This window comes from Comamonas resistens, from assembly GCF_030064165.1.
Taxonomy (GTDB): Bacteria; Pseudomonadota; Gammaproteobacteria; order Burkholderiales; family Burkholderiaceae_C; genus Comamonas; species Comamonas resistens.
The window spans coordinates 4859119-4883944 of the sequence record NZ_CP125947.1 but is presented as its reverse complement, the minus strand read 5'-3'; the positions used below and the strand labels follow the sequence as shown (position 1 = coordinate 4883944).

At 59.1% G+C, this 24826-nt stretch carries 24 protein-coding genes; 8 read left to right on the top strand and 16 right to left on the bottom strand.

Annotated elements, in window-relative coordinates; genetic code table 11:
* Positions 1 to 274: 274 nt before the first annotated feature.
* Positions 275 to 1033: an SDR family NAD(P)-dependent oxidoreductase gene (locus QMY55_RS22860; protein ID WP_283486384.1), complete on the top strand. Its 759-nt coding sequence runs from the start codon at positions 275 to 277 to the stop codon at positions 1031 to 1033.
* A 279-nt stretch (positions 1034 to 1312) separates the two neighbouring features.
* Complete coding sequence (locus QMY55_RS22855; RefSeq protein ID WP_283486383.1) at positions 1313 to 2587, top strand: helix-turn-helix transcriptional regulator; 1275 nt, start codon at positions 1313 to 1315, stop codon at positions 2585 to 2587.
* Between the two features lie 210 nt (positions 2588 to 2797).
* On the opposite strand, the gene QMY55_RS22850 is transcribed toward QMY55_RS22855, so the two are convergent.
* Together QMY55_RS22850 and QMY55_RS22845 are read right to left on the bottom strand one after the other, a co-directional pair.
* Positions 2798 to 3736: an alpha/beta hydrolase gene (locus QMY55_RS22850; RefSeq protein WP_283486382.1), complete on the bottom strand. Its 939-nt coding sequence runs from the start codon at positions 3734 to 3736 to the stop codon at positions 2798 to 2800.
* A gap of 27 nt (positions 3737 to 3763) precedes the next feature.
* Positions 3764 to 5227 (bottom strand): flavin-containing monooxygenase, encoded by a 1464-nt coding sequence (locus tag QMY55_RS22845; RefSeq protein WP_283486381.1) that lies wholly within the window; start codon positions 5225 to 5227, stop codon positions 3764 to 3766.
* Positions 5228 to 5839: 612 nt separating this feature from the next.
* Here QMY55_RS22845 and QMY55_RS22840 point away from each other — a divergent pair.
* Together QMY55_RS22840 and speE are read left to right on the top strand one after the other, a co-directional pair.
* Complete coding sequence (locus tag QMY55_RS22840; RefSeq protein ID WP_283489043.1) at positions 5840 to 6472, top strand: phosphoglycolate phosphatase; 633 nt, start codon at positions 5840 to 5842, stop codon at positions 6470 to 6472.
* A 136-nt stretch (positions 6473 to 6608) separates the two neighbouring features.
* The gene (gene speE / locus QMY55_RS22835; RefSeq protein WP_283486380.1) at positions 6609 to 7889 is read left to right on the top strand and encodes a polyamine aminopropyltransferase; all 1281 of its coding nucleotides are present in this window, start codon (positions 6609 to 6611) and stop codon (positions 7887 to 7889) included.
* Between the two features lie 5 nt (positions 7890 to 7894).
* Here the strand turns inward: speE and QMY55_RS22830 are convergent, their stop codons facing one another.
* The gene (locus tag QMY55_RS22830) at positions 7895 to 8500 is read right to left on the bottom strand and encodes a chalcone isomerase family protein (RefSeq protein ID WP_283486379.1); all 606 of its coding nucleotides are present in this window, start codon (positions 8498 to 8500) and stop codon (positions 7895 to 7897) included.
* A 445-nt stretch (positions 8501 to 8945) separates the two neighbouring features.
* On the opposite strand from QMY55_RS22830, the gene trpE reads away from it, so the two are divergent.
* From trpE to QMY55_RS22815, 3 genes are all read left to right on the top strand, one after another.
* Positions 8946 to 10445: an anthranilate synthase component I gene (trpE, locus tag QMY55_RS22825; protein WP_283489042.1), complete on the top strand. Its 1500-nt coding sequence runs from the start codon at positions 8946 to 8948 to the stop codon at positions 10443 to 10445.
* The gene (locus QMY55_RS22820) at positions 10442 to 10771 is read left to right on the top strand and encodes a chorismate mutase (RefSeq protein ID WP_283486378.1); all 330 of its coding nucleotides are present in this window, start codon (positions 10442 to 10444) and stop codon (positions 10769 to 10771) included. The genes trpE and QMY55_RS22820 overlap by 4 nt, the downstream gene beginning before the upstream one ends.
* A gap of 190 nt (positions 10772 to 10961) precedes the next feature.
* The gene (locus QMY55_RS22815; RefSeq protein ID WP_283486377.1) at positions 10962 to 12242 is read left to right on the top strand and encodes a tyrosine-type recombinase/integrase; all 1281 of its coding nucleotides are present in this window, start codon (positions 10962 to 10964) and stop codon (positions 12240 to 12242) included.
* Positions 12243 to 12285: 43 nt separating this feature from the next.
* On the opposite strand, the gene QMY55_RS22810 is transcribed toward QMY55_RS22815, so the two are convergent.
* Positions 12286 to 12927 (bottom strand): substrate-binding domain-containing protein, encoded by a 642-nt coding sequence (locus QMY55_RS22810; RefSeq protein ID WP_283486376.1) that lies wholly within the window; start codon positions 12925 to 12927, stop codon positions 12286 to 12288.
* 107 nt (positions 12928 to 13034) lie between these two features.
* Between QMY55_RS22810 and QMY55_RS22805 the strand changes: the two genes are divergently transcribed.
* Positions 13035 to 13328 carry a helix-turn-helix domain-containing protein gene (locus QMY55_RS22805; RefSeq protein WP_283486375.1) on the top strand — a complete coding sequence of 98 codons (294 nt, stop codon included), beginning with the start codon at positions 13035 to 13037 and terminating at the stop codon, positions 13326 to 13328.
* Between the two features lie 20 nt (positions 13329 to 13348).
* On the opposite strand, the gene QMY55_RS22800 is transcribed toward QMY55_RS22805, so the two are convergent.
* The 12 genes from QMY55_RS22800 to QMY55_RS22745 form a co-directional block, all read right to left on the bottom strand.
* On the bottom strand, positions 13349 to 14239 hold the full coding sequence (locus tag QMY55_RS22800) for a LysR family transcriptional regulator (RefSeq protein WP_283486374.1): 891 nt from the start codon (positions 14237 to 14239) through the stop codon (positions 13349 to 13351).
* Positions 14240 to 14279: 40 nt separating this feature from the next.
* Positions 14280 to 14603 (bottom strand): DsrE family protein, encoded by a 324-nt coding sequence (locus tag QMY55_RS22795; protein WP_283486373.1) that lies wholly within the window; start codon positions 14601 to 14603, stop codon positions 14280 to 14282.
* 34 nt (positions 14604 to 14637) lie between these two features.
* Positions 14638 to 16005: a dihydrolipoyl dehydrogenase gene (locus QMY55_RS22790; RefSeq protein WP_283486372.1), complete on the bottom strand. Its 1368-nt coding sequence runs from the start codon at positions 16003 to 16005 to the stop codon at positions 14638 to 14640.
* Between the two features lie 33 nt (positions 16006 to 16038).
* Positions 16039 to 16845, bottom strand: coding sequence for a sulfite exporter TauE/SafE family protein (locus QMY55_RS22785; protein WP_283486371.1), 807 nt, complete (start codon positions 16843 to 16845; stop codon positions 16039 to 16041).
* 18 nt (positions 16846 to 16863) lie between these two features.
* Positions 16864 to 17376, bottom strand: a complete 513-nt coding sequence (locus tag QMY55_RS22780; RefSeq protein ID WP_283486370.1) for a DUF302 domain-containing protein — start codon at positions 17374 to 17376, stop codon at positions 16864 to 16866.
* An 89-nt stretch (positions 17377 to 17465) separates the two neighbouring features.
* Positions 17466 to 18239 (bottom strand): thiol:disulfide interchange protein DsbG, encoded by a 774-nt coding sequence (dsbG, locus tag QMY55_RS22775; protein ID WP_283486369.1) that lies wholly within the window; start codon positions 18237 to 18239, stop codon positions 17466 to 17468.
* Between the two features lie 2 nt (positions 18240 to 18241).
* Positions 18242 to 19078: a TlpA disulfide reductase family protein gene (locus tag QMY55_RS22770; RefSeq protein ID WP_283489041.1), complete on the bottom strand. Its 837-nt coding sequence runs from the start codon at positions 19076 to 19078 to the stop codon at positions 18242 to 18244.
* Positions 19078 to 20922 (bottom strand): protein-disulfide reductase DsbD, encoded by a 1845-nt coding sequence (dsbD, locus tag QMY55_RS22765; RefSeq protein WP_283486368.1) that lies wholly within the window; start codon positions 20920 to 20922, stop codon positions 19078 to 19080. The genes QMY55_RS22770 and dsbD overlap by 1 nt, the downstream gene beginning before the upstream one ends.
* A 92-nt stretch (positions 20923 to 21014) precedes the next feature.
* The gene (gene ccmI / locus QMY55_RS22760; protein ID WP_283486367.1) at positions 21015 to 21893 is read right to left on the bottom strand and encodes a c-type cytochrome biogenesis protein CcmI; all 879 of its coding nucleotides are present in this window, start codon (positions 21891 to 21893) and stop codon (positions 21015 to 21017) included.
* Entirely contained in the window at positions 21890 to 22345 is a 456-nt protein-coding gene (locus tag QMY55_RS22755; protein WP_283486366.1) for a cytochrome c-type biogenesis protein, read from the bottom strand. Before QMY55_RS22755 ends, ccmI begins: the two co-directional genes overlap by 4 nt.
* Positions 22342 to 22866, bottom strand: coding sequence for a DsbE family thiol:disulfide interchange protein (locus tag QMY55_RS22750; RefSeq protein ID WP_283486365.1), 525 nt, complete (start codon positions 22864 to 22866; stop codon positions 22342 to 22344). Before QMY55_RS22750 ends, QMY55_RS22755 begins: the two co-directional genes overlap by 4 nt.
* Entirely contained in the window at positions 22863 to 24824 is a 1962-nt protein-coding gene (locus QMY55_RS22745; protein ID WP_283486364.1) for a heme lyase CcmF/NrfE family subunit, read from the bottom strand. Before QMY55_RS22745 ends, QMY55_RS22750 begins: the two co-directional genes overlap by 4 nt.
* Between the last annotated feature and the right edge of the window lie 2 nt (positions 24825 to 24826).

Here is a 24826-nt window from a genome sequence, read left to right as displayed (position 1 = left end):
CGCATGATTCGTCCGAAGCAAGAAACACGACTGCTTGGGCAATGCGCTGCGCACTGTGGCCAAGTAGCTCGATGTGTTCATAGTCTGATTGAGTGATGAAGGCCAGGGCAAAGCTTTTTATGCTTTGGACCATTGGCCGGGACCGAGCCCCCAAAGGGGGCGTGCATGTGTCTGAAAGACCTGATTGCCGCTGCTGTGGGTGGAAGGCGGTCGCATGCTGCGGTCTATTGGCTGCAATTCCTTTTCATCACGAGGTTGTTGTATGCATCCGCAATTGAATTCTCCACAAACGGGAGTTGTCGTCACTGGTGGCGCCTCTGGCATCGGGCTGGCCAGCGCTCGCTCGCTTGCTGTTGTAGGCCGCCCTGTGGCCTTGTTTGACATCGATGGCGCCAAGGCACAGGCCGCTGCTGATGCCATTCATCGTGAATTTGGCGTGGCTGCCGTGGGGGTGGGGGTCGATCTGCGTGATGCAGCAGCGCTAGCTCCGGCACTCGATCAGGCACGTGCCGCTTTGCCAAGCATTGGGGGACTGGTACATGCTGCAGGCACGGTGGACATGGGGTCGCTGGACGGCATCACGCCGGAAAACTGGGATGCGGGCATGAATGTACATCTGCGTCCGCTGGCATTGTTGACACAGGCCCTGCTACCGGACTTCCGTGCTAACCCGGGCTCGGCAGTGGTGGGCATAGCCTCGATCAATGCCACCCTGGGCAACAGCATCAATCCGATCTATAGCGCCGCCAAAGGGGGAATGCTGTCGCTGATTCGTTCGCTGGCTGATCGTCTGGCAATGGACAAGGTGCGTATCAATGCAGTCTCACCTGGCCAGATTCTCACGCCCATGATGATGCCGGCGGTTCAGGCGCTTCCGCCCGGTACCTTCGAGCGCAGGATCTTGCTGGGCCGTCTGGGCATGCCGGAGGAAATCGGCAAGGTCGTGCGATTCCTGCTGTCGGACGAGGCCAGCTACATCACGGCGGCAGAGCTGGTGGTCGATGGTGGAAACATCTCCTCGCAGCGCTCTTGACCGTTCGGCAGGGGGCCGCTGGTCATGCGGCAGCATGAAGCGTTCGCCTGTTAAGTATTTTATTGTTACGCTCATCTGGGTATTCCCGATGGTCGCTTCAAAGTCAATGGTGGTGCAATCGCCCCTGGCGATCCGTTCGATCTAGCCATGCTGTGGTGCATGCGCTGAGTAAGGAGCGTCGACGGGGCGCGCGTATGCATTGGTGGAGGTTTGGGGCCGCCGGCCTGTTTGAGATTCAGCGAGTTCCCCCCGATCCACCTGCTCAGAAGGTTGACCACGATGGAAAGCGCTTTCGCGAAAATGGGTTTTGCGGACTATGACACCCGCAATATGGCCTGCGTCCTGAAGGATGTGCCGTTATTTATGCGCTCGACCATTGCACCCGCAGCGGATAAAAAAGCAGTCCCGGCGGAACGGGATGGCAAGCTCATTAGCGCGGAGCAGTTCAGCCGCATTACGAGCTTGCTGTATGACGCGGCACTGGACCCCAAAAGCTGGTGGCAGCCGTGCCTGGCGGCTATCCGCGATCAACTGGGGGCCAACTATGCTGCACTGATCGTGCGCTTGCCCGGGCATGCCGACCTGGGCTTGATTCTTTCTTCTGCTGGTGAATACCGCGACGCTGCAGTCTACCCCTCCGAAATTGCCGCCTTGTGCCCGTTCCGGGGGATGCCAACCGACCAGGTCGTGACGGTGACTGACGTGCTCTCAGAGGCGGAGTGGCGGGCATCCGCGTACTACAACGACTTCTGTAAAGACATGCAGTGCTTTCATGTGATTGCTGCGGATGTTGCGACCAAGGACGGTTGTACATACGCCTTGCGTGTGACGCGCCCGGAGACCTCATCTAACTTTGATGCACAGGACCGAGCGTTCATGAACATGCTGGTGCCGCATGTGAAGCGTGCCCTCAATCTGCATCTTTCGGTGCATCAGGACCGTCAGGTGATATCGCTGTATAGCCGGGCCATGGCTCAGCTGATGGTGGGTGTGGTGATCCTTGACCAAAATGGCATGGTCATCGAAAGCAACCCGGCAGCCACCGGTATCCTGGAGATGCAAGACGGTCTGAAGGTGAGCGGGGGGATGCTGGAAGCGAACTATGCCAGCGACAATCGCAAGCTGCAGCGCTTGATTCGTGATGCCCTGATGCAGACCGGAGCATCGCGTTTGTCGATAACGGAAGGTGTTTCAGTGGGGCGCCAGTCAGGCCAGCTCAATTGGGGTGTGGTGGTGCAGAGTATCTCTCCGGATGAGTGGACTGAAGGGAAGCAGCGTCCCAGCGTTGCCGTATTTGTGCGCGATACCAGCGGTAAGGCGGAGCCATCGATCAAGCTGGCGCAGCAGCTGTTTCAGCTCACACCGGCAGAGACTGCGTTGGCAATTCAGCTGGCCAATGGCCTGTCGTTGGAGGAAACGGCGGAAGCCCTGAATATTCGCCGCAATACGGCGCGAGCGCACTTGCGTTCAATTTTTTCCAAGACCGGCGTGCGCAGGCAAACTGAACTGGTACGCATCTTTCTCAACAGTGTTGCGTGGCTGGGGAATAAATGAGCTGTCAGGCGAAGGCATGCTTGCCCAGAGCACTGCAAGAGCCCGGGCTGTGCACACAAAGAGTGCAGATGGCTCAGGGCCAGCTGGGTTACTGCTGAGCCAATGCCTGTTTGAACGCCGGTTTCGCATTCGCGCGTCTGCTTTGAAAAAAGGGCCATCGTCTTGCCAGGCGATGGCCGCATCTCGCAAGGTAGCTGATTGAGCCCGCTGCTATGCCGTGCTTTCCTGTGTCCCAACCAGTAACTGCAGCCTGGTGCAGGCATCGCGCAGGATGCTGGCGACATGCGGCAGTGCTGTGCTGAAGCTGGCAAAGCCGTGCACCATGCCTTGAGCCTGAAGGTGCATCACTTCAACCCCGTCCACAGCCAGGCGCCGCGCCAGTTCGTTGCCCTCGTCACGCAGGATGTCCAGTTCTGCGGTCACCACAACGGCGGGGGGCAAGCCTGCAAGGCTTTCGTTTTCCAGAATGGATGCCAGGGGGCTGACGGGCTGGGCGGGATGGTAGTAGGCCCACATCTGCTGCATATTGGTGCTGGACAGCAAGGGCATGTCGCCATATAGCGAGTAGGAGGCGCTGTCGGCCCTGGCATCGCAGACGGGATACAGCAGCAACTGTCCGCAAATGCCGTTCCATTGGTCGTGACGCGCTTTCAAACAGGTTGCGATGGCCAGATTGCCTCCCGCGCTGTCGCCTGCGACGAGGATGCGTGACGGGTCGCTATGCAGCTCGTGCGCATGTGCTGCTACCCATCGGGTGGCGGCATAGGCGTCATTCAGCGGGGCCGGGAAGGCATGTTCCGGTGCGAGCCGGTAGTCGATTGAGCACACATTCATGCCTGTAAGCAGCGCAATGTGGCGGCAAAGGCCATCGTGGGTGTCTATGGTGCCAATGCACCAGCCTCCGCCGTGAAAGAAGACGACCATGGGCATGTTGTCATCCGCTGTGGGGCGGTACAGGCGAGCCGCCAAGGGCGACTCAGGGCTGCCCATGCTGAGGTCGCGCACCTCGTGCATTTCCAGCCCGGACGGCGGCATGGGCAGATGGTCCAGCACCTGGCGGATGCCGGCAATCGGCATGGTTTGGTAGTCGATAGGCGGCAGGCCGCTAAGTTGCGCCAGCGCAGCTGCGAGTTCAGGGTGTATCTGCATGACCGTGTCCTTGCCTGGTGAATTTGCTCAGGCTGCGACAGTCTGCAGATGGTGCTCGGCATAGTCTTGCCAAACGGGTGCGCGCATCTCTTCCCGGAAGCGCGACTGTGACCAGGGCCAGGTATTGGGGATGCCATTCTTGTCCAGGTACCAACTGGTGCAACCGGAGCCAAACACCGAGTTGCGTGCAGCCTCCTTGCGCTCCTGGTCGTAGGTGTCGAGTGCCTGGTGCCGAGCCGATAGACCGGCAATATTGGCGGTCTCCAGTCGTTCAATGAGCTGGTTGATATAGCCCCACTGCATTTCTGCCGTATCGATGAGCGAGAAATTGCCGACCGGAGACGACGGACCGTTCATGAAGTAGAAGTTGGGGAAGTCGGGCATCGAAATCGCCTTGTAGGCCGTCGGGCCGTTTTCCCAGGCCTGATCCAGTGTCTTGTCATGCAGGCCAATGACTTGCATCGGGCGTACAAAGCGGTCGGCCTTGAAGCCGGTGGCCAAGGCAATGATGTCCAGCTCATGGAGCTGGCCGTCGCTTGTGCGGATGCCTGTGGCCTCGACTCGTTCAATGCCTTCGGTGATGAGCTGAGAGTTCGGGTGCTGGATGGCCCGGTAGTAATCGGGAGAGTAGATCAGACGTTTGCAGCCCGCGCGATAGCTGGGGGTGAGTTTGCTGCGCAGGACGGGGTCTGCAACGCTGTTGTGCAGATTGTCCTGGCAGATTTTCTGAATCTCCATGATTTCCGGGGAGTCGGGGTCCAGCACGGCATTGGTAAAGCGCTCCACTGCTGCAACATAGGTGGGCTCGTCGTGGAGATAGATGAGCAGGTCGCGGTTTTTGCGGAACTCTTCGCGCTGCTCTTCGGTGAAAACCATGTTCTCCACAGGAAAGATCCACTGGGGTGTGCGCTGGAAATGACGCACATGTGCACGCGTGCTCAGTGCGGAGACCATTTGCACGCCGGTTGATCCGTTGCCGATGATGGCAATCTTCTTGCCGTCCAGTGGAACGGAGTGATCCCATGCAGCAGTGTGTTGGAGGCTGCCCTTGAAATCCGCCAAACCGGGGATGTCAGGGCGATGAGGGTGGTGTAGAACGCCGGTGGCGGCAATCACCACGGTGCCTGCGTACTGTTGGCCGTGCTGGTCCTGGAGCAGCCAGTGGTCCTTTTGCCACTTCGCGTTCGCGATTTCCGTATTGAAGCGAGTGTTTTCTGCGAGCTTGTATTTCTTGAAAACATTCTCGAAATACGAATGAATTTCAGGGCCGGAGGGGAATGTGCGGGTCCATTCAGGATTGGGCTCGAAGGAGTAGGTGTAGGCATGTGACTGCACATCGCACGTTAAACCCGGATAAGTATTGTCGCGCCAGGTTCCTCCCATTCTGGCTGCTTTTTCGATAATCAGAAAACTCTTACCCTGGGCTTTGAGTTTAATGCCTGCCAATGTACCGGACATTCCAGCTCCGATAATGATGACGTCGTATTTCATTTGGCCTGTCTCCTGTTTGTCTGAATGGGTGCGAGCCATGCTAGCAAACATCTAAACCAATTGTTGAGACTGTGCCCTCATTATCAATATGTCAACTTGGTACTTGCAATTAATCCAATTGGACTAGATTTTATTGATGCTGTTAAGCTTGATGGAGGAAATTGGTAGTTGTCATTAATTCAAATAAACTATATCTATATTTTCTAGGTGCTTATTTGATTGATGAAAGTCAATATATACGTGAAATCCTAAGGTCTTTTTTATATTTTTTCCGGGAGATTATTCGATTGGTAAAAATGTATCAAACGGATATAGACCGGCTGCAGTCATTATCGGCATTGCCAGTGGAGTGAAGGCGAGGCATGGCGGGTTGCTGTTCGCGAGCATCAATGGGGTGATGCGGAATTGCCGCTGCACAGAGGCGAGTACTGATCAATCCATCGCCGGCATCGGTGATGCGGGCCTTGGCTTCTGCAGGCCCGGTTTGAAGCGAGGAGGCCGAGCAGCCGACCGCTATTCAATGAAGCGTACGATACGCTCAGGAAAAATTGCAAACTTCATTCTGTGAATCGAAACTCTATTTCGCTGCCCCAACTGGGCATAGACGCCGTGATGATCGATCTGGACGGCACCATGGTGAACACTCTGGGCGATTTTGCCGAGGCGCTCAACCGCATGCTGGCTGATCTGCAACTGCCGGCAGTTGCCCCCCAGGCTATCGAGAATATGGTGGGCAAGGGCAGTGAGCATTTGATCCGTTCCGTGCTGGCCCATGTGGGGGCCCGGAACATTGACGAGATGTATCCACAGGCCTGGCAGCGCTATGAGCACCACTATTTGGTAATCAACGGCCAATTTGCAGATGTCTATCCCGGTGTGCTCGAAGGGCTGGAGCAGCTCAAGGCCATGGGCCTGCGCATGGCCTGTCTGACCAACAAGCCGCTCTCCTTTGCCCAGCCGCTGCTGGCGGCCAAGGGGTTGGATGGCTTTTTTGACTGTGTGTTCGGCGGTGACTCTTTCCCTCGGAAAAAGCCCGATCCCATGCCGCTGGTCGAGACCTGCAAGGCACTGGGCAGCATGCCCGCGCGCACGCTGATGGTGGGGGATTCCAGCAATGATGCCCAGGCCGCCCATGCGGCAGGCTGCCCCGTGGTGCTGGTCAGCTATGGCTATAACCACGGTCAGCCCATCAGCACCGTGGATGCCACCGCTTACCTGGACTCACTGGCGCAGCTTGTTGCGTGATGCTGTGGCTTGTGTGCATTTCTGGCAGAAATGAGTGCGGATAAGCTTGTTTGCTAGAGTCATTGGCTTTGTCTGAACCATGTCGGAGCTCGCTGTTGCAGGTGTCCGGCAGAGAACGAAGGAGGACTCACGCCACATGCACGGACTGCACCTGACCGCCGATCTTTACCAATGCATGGGCCTCGAGCGCTATATGCTCGACGCCGACGCCATTGCCCAGTTGTGCAGAGATCAAACTGCGGCATCCGGCTTGACCCTGGTGGATGACAGATGGGTGAAGTTTCCGCCTTATGAAGGTCAACCTGGCGGAGTGACAGGCACGGTTTTGCTGGCTGAATCTCATCTGGCCATCCACACCTGGCCGGAAACAGGTAGCGTCACCATCGACGTTTATGTCTGCAATTTTTCCGATGACAACTCGGGCAAGGCGCGGCAACTGATGGAGGGTGTGATCGAGGCGTTTGCTCCCAAGCGTGTGCTGCGTCAGCAACTGATGCGTGGCGACATCAGCATGGCCACGGCTTCTGACGAGGCCGCAGTGAATAGCTTGCCGGAGTCGGAAACCAGCTGGGTGCAGGAACAGCTCACGCCGCAAAGCCGCTTTGGCTATCGCGCCACGGCCTGTGAGAAGGTGCAGACACCGTTCCAGCAGTTGGAGCTGCTGGAGACACCGCAATTCGGCAAAGTGCTGCGCATTGATGGCCGCTTCATGACTTCTGAAAAAGAGGAGTTTTTCTATCACGAGGCCCTGGTGCATCCGGCTGCCATGGCGCACCCGGCGCCGCGCAAGGCCCTGATTTTGGGCGGTGGTGATGGTGGCGCGGCCGAGGAGTTGCTCAAGCATCCCAGCATCGAGCGCGTGGTATTGGCCGAGCTGGACGAGGCCGTGGTCAAGTTCGCGCGTGACCACCTGCAAACCGTGCACCGTGGCGCGCTGGACAATGAACGTGTGCAGGTCAGCATTGGCGACGGCATGGCGCTGGTGGATGGCGCGGACGAGCGCTTTGATCTGGCCTTTATGGACCTGACGGACCCTGATACACCAGCCAGCGCCCTCTATGCCTCGGAATCGCTGGCGCGCATGAAGCGTGTGCTGGCGCCGGGCGGTGCTCTGGTGCTGCATCTGGGCAGCCCGGTATTCCATGGCGCGCAGGTGACGGAGCTGGCGCGCAGTCTGCGCGAGCAGTTTGCCGTGGTGCGCTTCTATGGGCTCTACATTCCGCTTTACGGCGCGTACTGGGGGCTGGCGGTGGCTTCCGACAGTCTGGACCCCGTGCAGCTGACCGCGCAAGAGGTCGCGGAGCGCATCAGGCAGCGCAAGGTGCGGGACCTGCAGTACTACAACGAACAGACTCATGGAGGCCTGTTTGCCCTGCCTGGTTACTACCGAGACCTGCTGGTGCCAGAGCAAGCTTGAGCAGTTCAGCCAGCCTCTCCCAGCAGTGCTTTTTTCAGCTGCTGGTCGGCCGGCTTGGGCCCCAGCCAGATGCCCAGCAGTGCGTTGAAGAACTCTGGTTCCTTGAATGCATCGCCCTGGGCTTGTCCTTTGACGGTGACCAGTGTGCCCTGACCGGGCATCCAATCCACGGTGAAGGTCTCGCCCGTCAGCAGTTTTTTGTGCTGGGTGAAGATGTCGCTCATGCGCATCACGCCCGGTATCAACTTGGAAAAAGCCGAGCGCTCCATGTTGTCCTCCATGCCACGCGAGAACAGCTTGCCCAGCTCGGCCGAGTCGATGTCGCGCAGCATGGTCACGCTGATGCGCTTGGGGCCGGGCAGGGCGGCAATTTCCTGCAGGCTGCGTGCCGGCTTTTCCAGGTACAGGCCGGCGGTGTAGACCTTGAACACGGCCTTGTAGCGTGTGCCTGCGCCGTTGAGCTGCAGGGCCTGACCTTGCAACTGCAAGCTGGGCGCGTAGCTCACACCATGCAGCTTGATGGGTTCAATCGGGCGCTCCTGGGCGTGAGTGGCGAAGCCGGCAAGCGCAGCTGTCAGCAGCAAAGCCTGTGGCCAACGTAAGCTGGGCATGATGTGTCTCCTCGTGTTGCTTGTTCCAGGCCGCACTGCAGGCAGCCTTGGATTACGAACGGTCGTGCATATTTGTATCTGCCAGCTTTCGTCGCAATAAGGACTGTCCCCAGCATGGGGCTTTGATATGGGTCTTTCCCCGAGGATCTGAATTGCGGAAAAATTCCGCAGTTCATGCGCTACACTGTCCGGCATCATGTTCATTCATCGCACGTTCAATGCAGGTTGTGGAGACCGGGGAGCCTGGCCCTGGCGTAAGCCTGCACGTCCGAACTGCTAACGCACCCGGCACGAGCCCGGCGTGCACCCGCGGCCCTTATGCGTTGCATACCTCGGGCCAATTGGAATGAACCGGCGCATCTCTCCCACACTTTCCCGCGCTATCTGCTTTTGAGCGACAAGCCTAGCAGGCGGGCCATGCGCCATGACTCCCGGAGCTTCTCCCGTGATCACGGAACTGGAATTCAAATCTCTTGCGGCCCAAGGCTATAACCGCATCCCTTTGTTGAGCGAGGCTTTTGCCGACCTCGAAACCCCGCTTTCCCTCTACCTCAAGCTGGCCCATGCGAGTGGTGACGGCAAGTACAGCTTCCTGCTGGAGTCTGTGGTGGGTGGTGAACGATTCGGCCGCTACAGCTTCATCGGTCTGCCGGCCCGCAGTTTTGTGCGTGCGTCGGGCTTCGGTGACCAGGCAAGGACCGAGGTCGTGACCGATGGCCAGGTGGTCGAGACCGCCAGCGGCAATCCGCTGGACTTCATCGCCGCCTATCAAAAGCGCTTCAAGGTGGCGATTACGCCGGGCATGCCGCGCTTTTGCGGCGGTCTGGCCGGCTATTTCGGCTATGACGCCGTGCGCTATATCGAGAAAAAGCTCGAGCACAGCTGCCCTCCCGATTCGCTGGGCACGCCCGACATCATGCTGCTGCAGTGTGAAGAGGTCGCCGTCATCGACAACCTCTCGGGCAAGCTCTACCTCATCGTCTATGCCAACCCCGGCGAGGCCGAGGCCTATACCCGTGCCAAGAAACGGCTGCGTCAGCTCAAGGACCAGTTGCGCTACTCGGTCAGCGCGCCGCAGATTCGCGCTGGCGAAAGCTATCCGGCAGAGCGCAGCTTTGACAAGCAGGACTATCTGGACGCCGTGCAAAAGGCCAAGGAGCTGATCGCCGCGGGCGACTTCATGCAGGTGCAGGTGGGCCAGCGCATTCACAAGCGCTTTACCGCTTCGCCGCTGTCGCTGTACCGCGCGCTGCGCTCGCTGAACCCCAGCCCTTATATGTACTTCTACCATTTCGGTGACTTCCATGTGGTGGGAGCCAGCCCCGAGATTCTGGTGCGCCAGGAAAGCACACCGGACGGCGAGAAGGTGACGATTCGCCCGCTGGCAGGTACCCGCCCGCGCGGCAACACGCCCGAGACCGACAAGGCTACGGAAAAGGAGCTGGTGGCCGACCCCAAGGAGCGCGCCGAGCATGTGATGCTGATCGACCTGGCGCGCAACGATATCGGGCGCATTGCCAAGACCGGTAGCGTGAAGGTGACCGAAGCCTTTGCCGTGGAGCGCTACAGCCATGTCATGCATATCGTGAGCAATGTGGAAGGCATCTTGCAGGATGGCATGGAGAACATGGATGTGTTCAAGGCCACCTTCCCCGCCGGCACGCTGACGGGCGCACCCAAGGTGCATGCCATGGAGATCATCGACCAGCTAGAGCCCACCAAGCGCGGCATCTACGGCGGCGCCTGCGGTTATCTGAGCTTTGCCGGTGATATGGATCTGGCGATTGCCATTCGCACCGGCGTCATCAAGGACAACATGCTTTATGTGCAGGCCGCTGCCGGCGTGGTGGCCGATTCCGTGCCCGAGCTGGAATGGAGAGAGACCGAGCACAAGGCCCGCGCCCTGCTGCGCGCCGCAGAACTGGTTGAGGAAGGTCTGGAATGAGCCAAGCCATTGATCTGGTGCAGCACTGCACCACCATGGAAGATGTGCGCCGCAATGTGAATGCGCTCGACGATGTGCTGGTGCCGCTGCTGGTCACCCGTATCGGCTATATGCAGCAGGCAGCGCGCATCAAGGGTGATGCGAGCCAGGTGCGCGATGAGGCGCGCATCGAAGCCATCGTCAGCCGCGTGCGTGAGCGCACGGCGCAGGAGGGCGGCAAGCCCGATGTGATGGAGACCGTCTATCGTGCGCTGATGGAAGCCTGCATCGACTACGAACACCAGGAATTTGCGCGTCTGCGTGAACCCAGGAAATCAGGGGAGTAAGACCATGAAACTGCTGATGATCGATAACTACGATTGGCGTCCATCGACATCCATAGACTTCCACTGAGATTTCATAAGTCTATGATTTAAAAGGACTGGCGCTCTACTGAGGGCTATTGAGCGCTAGACAAATCCAGTGTTGTTGTGTGTAATGATGTGTGTAATGGGTCAAACTGGAGGCGTTATACACATGGCGGTCACTGCACTCAATCTGCTCTCGGCGCGCAAAGTGGAAACGGCGCAGCCCAAGCCCAAGGTTTACCAACTGCGGGACGGCGGTAGTCTTTTTTTACGCATTCAGCCCAATGGCTCCAAGCTCTGGTGGTACCGCTACCGGCTGGGCGGTGCTGAACAGGTTTACTCGATCGGGATGTACCCAAAGATCACGTTGGAGGCGGCCCGTGCTGAACGTGATCGGGCAAAGGCGCTGGTCAGGAAAGGGCTTGATCCCATCGTAGAGAAAAAGGCTGCGATCGCGCTCCAGGCCGACACATATGAACGCACGTTCGAGACCGTCGCTCGGGAGTGGGTCGTCAGCAACGCCCACTGGGGTGATTACTACACCAGCCAGGTGACCGGCTATCTTGAAAAGGACGTCTTTCCTCGGATCGGCAAGCTGCCAATCAGCACCATCAGGGCTCCCCATCTTCGTCCCATCATCAAGGATGTAGCCGCTCGTGGCGCGAAGACTGTGGCGATCCTCATACGCCAGTGGTGTGGCCAGATTTTCAGCTATGCGGCGGCGCAAGGTATCTGCGAGTTTGATCCCGCCTCGTTGCTCAAGGGGCTGGTCAAGCGACCGCAAGTCCGGCACAACCCACCCCTGACATGGACAGAGATACCGGATTTTCTGAATCGAGTGGACAACGAAGGAGGATACCGAACAACGGTGCTCGCCCTCAAGCTGATGGCTTTGACCTATGTGCGGACGGTCGAGCTGCGCAAGGCATCGTGGGAAGAGTTCGATTTGGACAACGCCATGTGGTCGATTCCTGCCGAGCGTATGAAGATGCGTAGACCTCATATGGTTCCGTTGTCGCGGCAGACGGTGGTTGCTCTTCGGGAACTTCATACGCTGACGGGCGGAGGGAGGGTGCTGTTCCCGAGCTACAGAAAGCCGGGCCAGGTGATGTCGGCAACGACGCTCAACCAATCGCTCAAGCGTATGGGCTATGGCGGGCGGTTCTCATCCCATGGTTTTCGTTCGACCGCCACGACGATCCTTGGATTGCTAGGCTATCCAGAGAAACGTGTTGATCTCCAACTTGCTCACTCCAAGAAGAACAAGGATTCTTCGCGAGCACCCTACGATCACACGAAGTTTGTGGAGTCGCGCAAGGTGATCATGCAGGACTGGGCTGACATCCTAGAGGCGTTACAGGAGGGGAAAAGTGTGGAAGAGGTTACGAGAACGTTCGGCCCCATGTCGAAGCGCAGGACTGCGCTGCTCCGCGTTATCGAGCGCGAATGATGTCAGCGATTTGGCATCGCTGTTTGCGGCCGCGGGCCATTCGCTATGGAGGGGCTGTCTCGGCGACTTGCTGTGCTCTACGTACAAAGCGATCAAAAGCGGAATCGTTTTGCAGGCGCGCGCGCTGCAGGTACGTCACGATCTGGTAAGAATCCTCGGCGAATGGTCGCATAGTGATTCCCCAGCCATGAGCTTGTTTGATGCGAGCTTGCGCGGATACCCCGACGCCGTAGCCGGCCGCAACCCATAGCGCCAGCATCTCGAATGAAGTCACCCGCTGGATGTTCTCCTGATCCAACGGCATGAGGGAAGCCAGCCTCTCATCCAGCGGAGGGCAAGCCTCGGCCTGCCAGCGATAGATCGGGTAGTCCTGGAGATCGGCGATGGTGAGCTTTGCCCTGTCGAGTAAATGGAACTGCGGCGGCACGGCGACGGCCATGCTCTCGGCCCACAAAGGTTGCGTCTTGAGGGCTGGGTCGCTGACCCCCTGAAGCGACATCCCTGCGTCGTAGCGGCCTTCACGAAGTCCCTGAAGCAGAACGTCGCCTGCAACCTCAAAAAGCGAGAGGGCGACCTCTGGTTCTTCCGCGCGTTGTAGCGCGAGAAGCGCTGAGAGATGCGATGACGGAACGCCCGGTGCTACGGCAAGTCTGAGACGGGCGGGGCGGATCGTGGCACCGTGCATAAGAAGAGCCCCTAAGAAGAGAATTGATTAAGAAAACAGACCCATATGATACATGTGAGTTAAATTTAACGTGGTTAAATTCTCGTTACTGTTCGACGCTTCTGTTAATGCAGAAGCGTACTGTTCAACGAGGTCGTCCCCCGGGCACAACCAGATATGAAGCCGAACCAGCCCAGGCTTTCGGCAAGGCTGTGCGTGCGTTCCGTATGGACCAGGGCATTGCTCAGGAGGAACTGGCTGCACAGGCCGGAGTCGAGCGTTCGCACATGGGCAAGATCGAGCGGGGGGAGCATTTGCCCTCGTTGGCGCTGATTCTGAAGATTGCCGCAGCGCTCAAGCTGAGTGGCACCGAACTGATGGCGGCCACAGAGCGCAATATAGGCTCTCCCGTTGAGTCTTGAGAATCCAGTTTCCGAGGGACTTAGCTGCCCAAACCATCGCGCAGGCGAACGATAAATCGCTCAAGTGAAGCCGACACATCCCCGTTGTCAGGTCGAAGCAGATAGGTTGTGATGATCGCCGATTCCACAGCTAAGGGGCGGATTACAACATCGGGTCGTTGGCTGACCGGAATCTTGGTTGCTGCCATGAAGCCGACTCCGTAGCCAGCCCCGACCAGCGTAAGCATCATGTCCAGTGAGGTCACATACTCCACGACGTTTTGCCGATATTCCAGAGGCCCAAGGAGCTTTACCAGTTCGCGGGAATAGCCTTCGCAGACCCGTGGGTCGCACATGACGAGCGGATGACCACCGAGTTCATGGATGGTTACTTCCTTGTGAGCGAGGAGTTCGTGCCGGGCCGGTACGGCAATTACCAGGGGATCTCTCCAGATTGGCTCGGCGACGATGCCTCCGCCGACATTCGCAGTGTGAGCGAAGCCGATCATGAAGTCGCCAGAGCGAAGGCCTCGCAACTGCTCGGCCAATGGAACTTCAGACAAGCGTATTTCGATCTCCGGTTCCTCGGCTCGGCAACGGGCCAGGAACTCAGAGAGCCGGGGATCGGTCGCACCGTCGGATACTGCGATACGCAGGCTACCCCGCAAACCCGCTGCGACAGCCTTGACGTTCTCCCAGGCTTGTTCGAGAACGGTGAAAAGCCTGAGAGAGTCTTGCAGGAAGGCAACTCCTGCGGCGGTCAGCCGCGTTCCTCTGCGATCACGATCAAAGAGTACGACCCCGAGTTCGTCTTCCAGCTCTTTGATTGCCCGAGACAAGGGTGGTTGTTCGATATGCAGTCGCTCCGCTGCGTGCGTGAAATGCAACTCGTCAGCCAAAACGACAAAGTAGCGAAGATGTCGCAGTTCCATGTCACTAGCCCCTTGTGCCGCTTGCTTGGGCGGCCGATTGCTACGATCTGATGTAGACCCATCCCGCTCGCTGCATACGCGCGATTTCGACCACTGCCGGGCCCGCCATCACCTGGAGCGGCGGACGGTTCTCCCTGCCGATCCGCGTCAAAGTCGTCGGGCACACCCAGGTGTGCGCATCCACGTCTGCGTGCGCCTGATCGAGCGCGGCCTCGACAGCCTCCGCGTTGAGGACGATGCGCAGCTCGGTGTCAGGTGCGTCACGCAGGAGATTGACTGCGTTCTTGCGCGCGCGCTCCAGTGCTGCGGGAGTGGGCGCATGCAGGATCACTTTCAATGCTTGGTTCTGGATGTCTTGGTTCATGATGTTTCTGGTGTGATGGCAAAAAATGGTTCGTTTACGGGGTGAGTTGTTGCGATGCCGACTTCAAGGCGCTCTGAAGCATCTCCTCGATGGAGGGGTGGTAGAACGGCATCGCCAGCAGGTCGTTGACCGTCTGTTTGGCCTGGATCGCCCAGGCTAGCAGGTGCGCCAGATGCTCGCCGTGCGTCAGCAGCATGCTGGCCCCCAGCAGAGCGCCGGTGCCAGGCTCGACGTAGACACGCAGCAAGTTGTCCTGGGCACCGAGGATCTTCGAGCGCCCGTTGCCACTGCCCTCCGCGATGCCGACCACGGCATCTTTTTGCATTGCGGCCTGGTAGGAGATGCCGACCGTGCACACGTCGGGGTCGGTGAAAAGAATGGTGATCGGCACCCGACGCGGGGCACCCTGCCATTGTTCGCCACGCAGGCTCGTCAACGCGGCCTGGGCCGCCATCTGGCCTTCATCGGACGCCTCGTGCAACAGCGGACGGTCGGGTTGAACATCGCCCGCGAAGAAGATCGGTGCATCCGATGCACGCATGGTGAAGGCATCGATGTTCGGTCGGCCAGCCTTGTCCAGTGGGATGCCTGCCGCTTGCAGATTAAGCGCTTCGGTATTGGGCTGGCGGCCGGTCACGACCAGCAATCGATCCACGAGCGCCTCATGCTTGTCGGTGTGCATGCGCACTTTGTCGCCTTCCAAGGTGACGTCGACGGGCGCGTCCAGCCACATGGGCAACTCGTCGCCAAACCTGGAAAGCGCCCGGTCCTGCACCTCGGGATCTTGAATGCCACCGATTGTGGTCTGTTGGTCGGCAGCGATCACCTGTACGTCCAGGCGCGTCAGAGCCAAACCCAGTTCCAAGCCGATGGCTCCCAACCCCAGAATCCCCAGGCGCTGCGGCAGTTCCTCCAGCTCGAAAAGGGTATCAGTGGTGAGGACGTGGGAGGCAACGCCATCGAGCGACTTGGGCACCACGGGATGGGAGCCGGTCGCCACGATGAAGGCCTTCGCCTCGATACGCTGGTCGCCAGCTTCCAAAATGCTTGGCGCGACAAAGTGCGCCTCCGCCATGATCAGGCTTTCACCGGCGGCCTTGCGCGTGCGCTCCGCAGCGCCGCCGGCCAGGGCATCGCGCGTCTGGCGGGCATGCGACCACAAGTCCTGGGGCCCTTGCGCCGAGAGCGTGGCGCCCGCTGGCAGTTCTTTGGCCGTCGCCCAGCGCATGCCTGCGTGCAGTGCAGCCTTTGACGGCATGCAACCCACGCGCGCGCATGTCGTCCCCAGCGGTCCACGGTCAATCAGGACGACCTCCTTACCCGCTGCCTTGAGCGCATTAAATGCCGAGACGCCGGCGGTTCCGGCACCGATGATGGCTATATCTACTTTCAGTGTCTGCATTGAAATCTCCATCCACAATCAAAAACCGAATCGCTATCCAATATTGCGCATGAGCATGAGGGCCGCCACGGACACGCAGGTGATCGAGAACACCCGCTGCAGCATCCTTGAGGGAACCCTTCGCGCCAGAACGCGGCCGCCCGCCATACCCACCAGCGCGGTAAGAACGAATGCCGAGGTAGGAGCGGTCAGCGACAAGCCATGGCTCCATGCGATGAATACGGTCACCGCGGACAGCAGCGCGATCACCATGAGCGAGGTGGCGACGATGCTGTGCATGCGCAACTCGCTGAAATGCGCCAGGGCCGGAACGATGATGAAGCCTCCGCCCACGCCCAGCATGCCCGTGGCCAGGCCGGAGACGACACCGATACTTCCCAGCGTGGTCGCTGTACGCACGTTCCAGACAAAACGGTCGGTGTCCTTGGAGACCTTGCAGACCTTGGGTGGCACCTCGGCCAAGTCGCCCTCGGCCTGCGAGCCGCGCGAGGACATGAACATCCGGTAGGCCACCACGAGCATGATGGCCACAAAGACCAGGTTCAGCCATCGCGGCGAAAGCCAGTGGGCGAGTTGCACACCCAGCGGGGCAGTCACGGTGCCAGCCGCAGCCAACATGATCGCGGCCTTGTACCGAACAATGCCCTGGCGCAACCCCTGCAACGCACCCAAGGCGGCTGCCGCGCCTACGGCAAGCAGCGCCACAGGTGCCGCATCCCGTATGTCCATGCCCAGGCCGAAAACCAGTGCGGGCACTGCGAAAATGCCACCCCCTGCACCGGTCAAGCCCAGCACGGCTCCGATGATTAGACCCAGCAACCCACCCGTTAGCGAGAGCATAGTGAACGCCCCTTTTGGCTATTTTCCTTGGACAGTTTCGGATGCAATCCGAGAGAAGCAAGCATCGAGTTCCTCTGCTTTCTGACGCAGCGTATTTGCGTCGTCGCTACTGCCAACGTCTCCGACATATGGCGCGAGAACGAGGCTGGGCTCGACCCATGACAGCGTTGCATGTCCCTCATCCCGCTCAGTCACATAAAACCGAATTGTCACCTCGATCATCGCTAGCACACTGAGGCGAAAAATATCGACGGCAAACTTGTTATTGAAGACTCCCACTACTCGGATTCCCGGAATGTGGATGCCGCGCTTTGCGGCAGCCTCCGTTGGTCCGACTTCATAGATGACATTCAACTCGTTCGCCGAAACAGCTTTCTTGAGGTTGGCGAGCAGCTCCGAATAGCTTTGACTTGTATCAATGACTTTCCAGCCGTCCTTGGGCCAATGGGTTTCTGCAACCGCCGGTACAGCAACAAGCAAACACGTCAGCCCAAGAATCAGGCCAGCAAGCGAACGATGGTTAATGAACATGGGTCACCTCCTTGAATGGCCTTCGGTTATCGGGGTCGAGTGCCAAACGTTTGTCCAGACCGCATGACTTCCGCCATTCGGGAGCAGGTTCAGCGCGGCCCGAGCACTTCACCCAATTGCGCCCCTTGCGGCATGCCGTTGTATTTCTTGAGCACACCATTCGGGCCGCGTACAACAATGCCAGGCGTTCCACGAAAGCCGGTGTTCATCATGAGAGCCAGGTTGTCATCAAGGATCTTGCTCACATCCGCAGGGACGCTCTTGACTGGTGTGATCCCACCCTGGCCATACCGCTGCTCGTTCATCACCAATGCCGCTGTCTGGTCAGGCGCACCAAGGATGGCAGCCGCTTTGGCCGGACTGTCTTCCTTGATAATCCCAACCAGAATGTGCCGCAACTGGACCTTACCGGAATCCACCCAGGGGCGTGAAGCTTCCCAGAAACGATGGCAATAGGGGCAGTTCGCATCGCTGAAGGTGTAGATGACGCGCGGCGCGTCTTTCTTGCCGTCCAGCACCCAGGTAGACGCCTGGAGCTGTGACCATTCCTTATCGCTGACCGGCTTGGCTGCCAGCTTCTCCAGGTCCGCTTCGTCCATCGGTTCGCCCTTGGCGTTCAGGCGGGTTCCCATGATGGCGTTGCCATCGCTCGTGATGTACACGGCAATCGGTCGGTCGCCTGCGACTGCGGCGAAGGCGCGCAGTCCGCCACCCACCTTGAATTCCTGCGTGACGGTCAGACCCTGGTCTTCCAGAGCCTTCAAAGCAGGCGGCTTGTCAGCAGATTCCGCCTGACTGCATCCGGTGACTAACATGAGGCTGGCAGCGAGTAGGAAATGAATGTGCGAGCGCTGTGCAAACATGGTTACTCCTTATCTGTCTTGATCTGTTGGGATGGCGCGAAACGGCGCGACACCGTGCTTTTGAGACTGGCCATCGAGAGTTCGCCCAGATGTGTATCCACCAAGCGTCCGTGCTCATCGAAGAACAAGGTGGTGGGCAGGCCTCTTGATGCCACCGCCTGCATGGTCTTGGAGGCCGGGTCAAGCAGCACGTCCTTGAGCTGCAAGTTTTCGGCGTCAAGGAAGGCGCGCGCCTGCTGAGCGCTCTCTCCCTGGTTGACCATGACGAAAGAGATGTCGGGATACTGCGCTTGCGCCTGCTCGAACACCGGCATCTCTCGACGGCATGGCGGACACCACGAAGCCCAGAGGTTGAGCACGACTGGCCGCCCGGTATAGGAATTCAGGACGACAGGCTTTTCGTCGAGCGTGGCAAGGGTCAAGGCCGGCAATGGCGGTGCTGAGCGCTGCAATAGACCAAGCACGCCAACTGCGGCAGACCATGCCAAAAGTCCGGCTGTAACTCCCATTAGTAGAGGACGGCGCAACGCCCGGATCGAACGGGTGCGCCACCAAATGAATGCCAGTGCTGCCAGGACACCTACCCAAAGAGAGAAGCCTTGGTCGCCGATGAAAATCATGGACATTGGCGACTGCGCGTACTCCTCCCACCACTGCGCGATGTAGCCAAGGCGAGCAACGACACCCCCCAAAAACACAGCGTCAAGAAGCATTCCGCCGGTCGCCTTGTACGGCGAGTCGGGCAGCCGCTTGGCAACGAGGCGAGCCACCATCCAAGCCAGCAGCACGGCGGCGAAGACGGCAACGACCTGGACGGAAAAAGGACCGACGCCGATCATCACGCGCCCGCCTTGTCCAGATGATCGAGGAAGGCGCGCGCATCAATTTCACCCACCACGCGGAGATCCCGGCGTTCCTTGCCGTCCGGGCCGACCAGAATGAGCGTGGGTGGCCCCATGACGCCCCAACGCTTGAGCAGAGCCTGGTCGGTCGCATCATTGCGTGTCACGTCTGGCCGCAGCACCTGCATGCGGGCCAGCCGGGACGCGACAGCCGGATCGCCGAATACGTTGCGCTCGATCACGTGGCAACTGACGCACCAGTCGGCGTAGATGTCGATCAGAGTCCATTGGTCACGTGAGGCCGCCTGCGCCAAATGCGCATCCACGTCTTCGATCGATTTCGCCTGCGCGAAAGCAATGCCGCCCTCTGCAGGTGCCATCGAAGTCGACCCGCCGCGCAGGTGTGCCAGCGGCTGCAACACAGAGTCGCCACCGGATGCAGCGCCGACCAGCATCAGGATGGACCACAAGCCGGCGAAGACAGCCCCGGACCGTAGCGTCCATGCCAGTCGATGCTTCGCTGCAACGGCCTGGCCCCAGGCAATCAGGCCAATTGCCATCGACAAAACCCATGCTCCCCAGAGCACCAGGCTCACCGTACCGGGTAGGAAGCGCGCCAGCATCATCACGGCCATGCCCACCATGACGTAGCCGAATGCAACGCACACACGGTCCATCCACGCACCAGGACGCGGCAGGATACGAGCACCGAACACGGCGATGGCCAGCAGGGGCAATCCCATACCCAAGCCCAGCGCGAACAATGCCAAGCCGCCATAGACCTCGCTGCCGGTCTGCCCGATGTACAACAATGCGCCTGCCAATGGAGCGGTCATGCATGGGCCGACCAGCAGCGCCGAGAGGAAGCCTAGGGCAGCCGCGCCGGGGATGCTACCGCCCGAGCGGTTTCTGCCAGCGGATTCCACGCGATTGATCAGGGCCGAGGGTATCTGCAACTCGAACAGGCCGAACAATGAACTTGCCAGGACGAGGAATAAGGCTGCAAACGCCCCCAGCAGCCAAGGCGATTGCAGTGTGGCCTGCAGGTTGGCGCCGGCTAGGCCTGCGGCCACACCCACCGCAGCGTAGGTGCCAGCCATGGCCAGGACATAGGACATAGAGAGGAAGAATGCCCGCCGTGGCTTCGCCTGGCTGCCCACGACCATGGTGGAAATGATGGGAACCATTGGCAGCGAGCATGGCGTGAAAGCCAGCAGCAATCCGAAACCAAAGAACAGCAGCGTTCCCCAGACGGGGCCAAGAGCTGCGAGCCGGTGCGCTACCGCTTGATCCTCGGCCATGTCGGCAACACCTCCCACGCTTGCCGGATTGGAGGACTCTGCGACCATGGCGGAACTTCCCTGTACGGAACCGTCGCCAGACGTGGATGTGACTGCCGCCATGGCCGGCACATCCACGTCCATCGTCTGTGGGGGATAACAGATACCTGCTTCCGCGCACCCCTGCCAATGGAGTGTCAGTGGCCCGGTGGCATTGGCGGGAAAGCGCAGCTTGAGCACATCACCCGTATAGATCTCTGTATCGCCAAAGAACTCATCATGCTTGGCAGTCCCTGTCGGAAGGGTCAGGCTGACGTCATGGCCTTGCGCATCAACCAATTTGATGGCGTGGCGATAAACGTAGTAGCCCTCAGCGACATGCCCGATGACCGAGAACGAATCGCTCAGTTGCTGCGCAGGGTCCAGCGTGAAGACCTTTGCAACGTCCAGAAATTGCCGCTCATTACTGCCCTGGGAGGAAAACAGGCCATCGGCCCACGCACTGCCGACTGCACAACAACACAGTAGAAAGGTCGCAACTACGCGCCGATAAAAAGCCAAATCTGAGCCCTCCGAGAAAAGCTGCTTAAATCATGCGTCAACCCGATTAAGTGAAACTAAAGGCCGTCCGCAAGGACTCAGGGACGGAGTCATTAAGGTTGTGCGCTGGGCTCTTCTGGTCGGTCGAGTTCCTCCTGCTCCGACTGAGCCCGTTCAATCCCGGCCGCCACGATTTTTGCCGCCTCAGAATCAGGCGGCATCATCTCAAGCAGCTTCTTCCAGTGCTCAATGGCGGTTTGATAGTCCCGCCGCTGCACCGCAGCGGCGCCGGCCAATGTAAGAGCTAGAGCCGCATTGGGGTCGAGCTCCAATGCACGCTCAAGAAGGCGCGTGGGCTCTCCCTCAAAGCTGGAACTTCGAATTTTGGACAGCGACTCCGCGTACTCCGATAACGCCTGTGGATCGTTCTGGACAAGGTTGTTGGCGCGGATGAAGGCATCGACGGCTTTCTCATCGTCGCCGAAGTAACGGTAGGAGCGCGCCAACATCAGCCAGCCTTCAGGATCATCGGGGTGCTGGGCGAGTCGCGCCTGCAGGGAGGCAACCATTGCCTGTATATCTGCTTCCGTCATCGTGCCCGCGCTACGAACCTGTGGTGGCGGGTTGATGGCGGCCGGATTCCCCAAGTACGAATAGGTGAGGACCGTCGCAATGGGCAACAGAACGGCGACAGCGATAGCCGCACGCTTGCTTCCAGCCGGCGGCCCCGTGCTCGACAGGTGCGGGACAGTTTCATCGAGCGCTCGCCGCTGCAATTCGGATTTCGCATCGGCCAGTTCATCGACCGACAACGTGCCATTGATGTGGTCCGTCTCCAGTTCTGCCAATTGATCCCGCAATACTGCAACGTTCACCCTGTCCGGCGCCACCAGGTCGTTCGTGCCATGTCCACCACGCCGCAGGACCACGAACAGCCACAGTGAGATGCCCCCAACGAGTACCGACGCCAGAATAACGAAAACCAGGCTCATGATTCATCCTGAACATTGTTTGCAGGAGCCAAAAGCGCGTCTGCCTTTCTGCGCTCTGCTTCGCTGAGCGCGACATCCTTCGACTTGCGGTTTCGGTTGCGCAAGCTCACAGCGAAAACCAGAAAGCCGAGGGCAAGCAGAAGGAAAGGGCCGAACCAAAGCAACATCGTTGTCGGCTTCAATGGCGGCCGATAAAGCACGAAATCACCGTACCGATCCACCATATAAGCTCTGATGTCATCGTCGCTTTTCCCTGCGTGAATCTGTTCGCGTATCTGTTGACGCAAATCAGCGGCAAGACCAGCCTGTGACGCTGCGATCGACTCGTTCTGGCATACCAGGCAACGCAAATCGGACGCGATGTGCAGCATGCGATCTTCTGCCGCCTGGTCGCTGGCCCAGGCAGTAGCAGTGAGAAAAAAGAATAACAATGCCAGTCGCCAAGGTCTCATTTCTCAAGTTCCCGTACCAAAGGCAGAATCTCGTTGCGCATTTCCTCTTCATGAATCGCCCCGACGTGCTTGTAGCGAATGACGCCAGACTTATCGATCACATAGGTTTCCGGTACGCCATAAACGCCGAAGTCAATGCCGACGGTCCCATGTGTATCGGAGATGGTCGTTGCAAAGGCATTTCCATTGCGCCGCAGCCAAGCGATGGCATTTTGGGGAACGTCTTTGTAGCTCATGCCGACAATGGAAACTGCATGCCTGCGGGCCATTTCTGTAATGACAGGATGTTCTTCAAGACAAGGCGCGCACCAAGAAGCCCACACGTTCAGCACCCAGACTTTCCCCATCATGCTTTCAGGCGAGAAAGTTCTGTCTGGATCTTCCAATTGCGGAAGGCTAAAGTGCGGTGCGGGTTTATTGATCAATGGCGACGGCACCTCGCTGGGTTTGAGCGTCAGGCCAATCGCCAGGAACGAGACCAATACAAAGAAGCCGCCCAGCGGCCACAGGAAGCGGTTCATGATGCGGCCTCGGGCAATGATTGAGCGGCGCGCTGGCGCCCAGGCTTCAGACGGTAGCGGCGGTCGCTGATAGCCAAGCCGCCGCCCAGTGCCATCAGGATGCAACCAATCCAGATCCAGTCAACGAAAGGCTTGTGGTAGACACGAACGCTCCAAACGTCATCACCGAGCGATTCGCCGAGCGCCGCGTATACATGGCGCAGTCCGTTCGCGTCGATGGCAACTTCGGTCATCGGCATCTGCGAGACCGGATAGCTGCGCTTTTCGGGATGGAGGTGACGCAATACCTTGCCGTCGCGTGACAGCTCGATATCGCCTATCTGCGCCGTGTAGTTGGGCCCGCGCGCGCTTTTCACCCCGACCAACTTGAGATCGTAGCCGCCGATGCTCACGGCGTCGCCTTGGCTCAATCGGACGTCCCGCTCGGTCTCGTACCCGCTGACGATCGTCACGCCGGTGACGAATACCGCGATACCCAGATGGGCCATGTGCATGCCCAGCCAACTGCGTGGCTGGGTACGCAGCCCGCCGCGTGTGGCGCGCATCCGATCGACGATACCTGTCACCACCGATACGGCAATCCAGGTGGCGAGCATCAAACCCACAGCCACGGGAGTGGACCAATGTCCCAGCAGAAAAGGAGCAATCAGTCCCACCGCCGGCGCAATGACCATCGGAATGCGCAACTGTCTGAATATGGCGCCGAATTTGGCGGCCTTCCAGTTCGCGACGGGCCCCACCGCCATCAGGAGCAAAGCGGGGATCATCAGCGGCACGAAGACTGCGTTGAAATATGGCGGCCCTACAGAGAGTTTCCCAAGGCCCAGCGCGTCGATGATCAGCGGGTACAGCGTACCGAGCGAGACAGCGCTGGCGGCGACAACCAATATCACATTGTTGATCAACAACAAGGACTCCCGGGAGACCGCATTAAACCGTCCTCCCATACCCACTTTCGGGGCTCGCCATGCGAACAATATGAGCGAGGTGCCGACTACAACTGTCAGCAGGATCAGGATGAATAAGCCGCGGCGCGGGTCTGTCGCAAATGCATGCACGGAAGTCAATACGCCCGAGCGCACTAGAAAAGCACCCAGCAACGAGCATGAAAACGTGCCGATGGAAAGCAGAACCGTCCAATTCTTGAAACTAGCCCGTTTTTCGGTGACCGCCAGAGAATGAATTAAGGCGGTGCCCGCGAGCCAGGGGATAAACGACGAATTTTCAACGGGATCCCAGAACCACCAGCCTCCCCAACCCAGCTCGTAGTAGGCCCACCAACTCCCCAATGCGATGCCCACCGTCAAGAATGCCCATGCTGCGGTGGCCCAGGGGCGGGACCAGCGCGCCCATGTCGAGTCCAGTTTTCCCGCAAGCAAAGCGGCAATCGCAAACGCGAAGGCGACCGAAAACCCCACGTACCCCATGTAGAGGAGCGGCGGATGAACGATCAAACCGACATCCTGCAAGAGCGGGTTCAGATCCCAGCCATCTTGCGGCACGGGAAAAAGCCGCTCGAAGGGGTTGGAGGTCAACAGCACGAATAACAGGAACCCGGCAGTCACCAGGCCGAGCACGCCCAAGACGCGCGCGACCATGGCGTCCGGGAGTTGTTTTGAAAACCTGCTTACTGCATAGGCCCACCCGGTCTGCATCAATAGCCAGAGCAAGAGCGAACCCTCATGCCCGCCCCACACTGCGGCCATCCTGTAACCCAAGGGCAACTGGGAGTTGGAATTCTGAGCGACGTAGGCGACCGAGTAGTCCTTCGCGATAAAGGCCCAGGTGAGCGCTGCAAAGCTGACTATTACCAAAAGGAATTGAGCGCGTGCGGTCGGGCGGGCGAACGCGATCCACGTGGCATTGTTTCGGGCCGCACCCGCAAGGGTCAAAATACCTTGGGCGAGTGCTACGAATAAGGTGGCTATAAGAGCGAAGTGGCCGATTTCTGGAATCATGG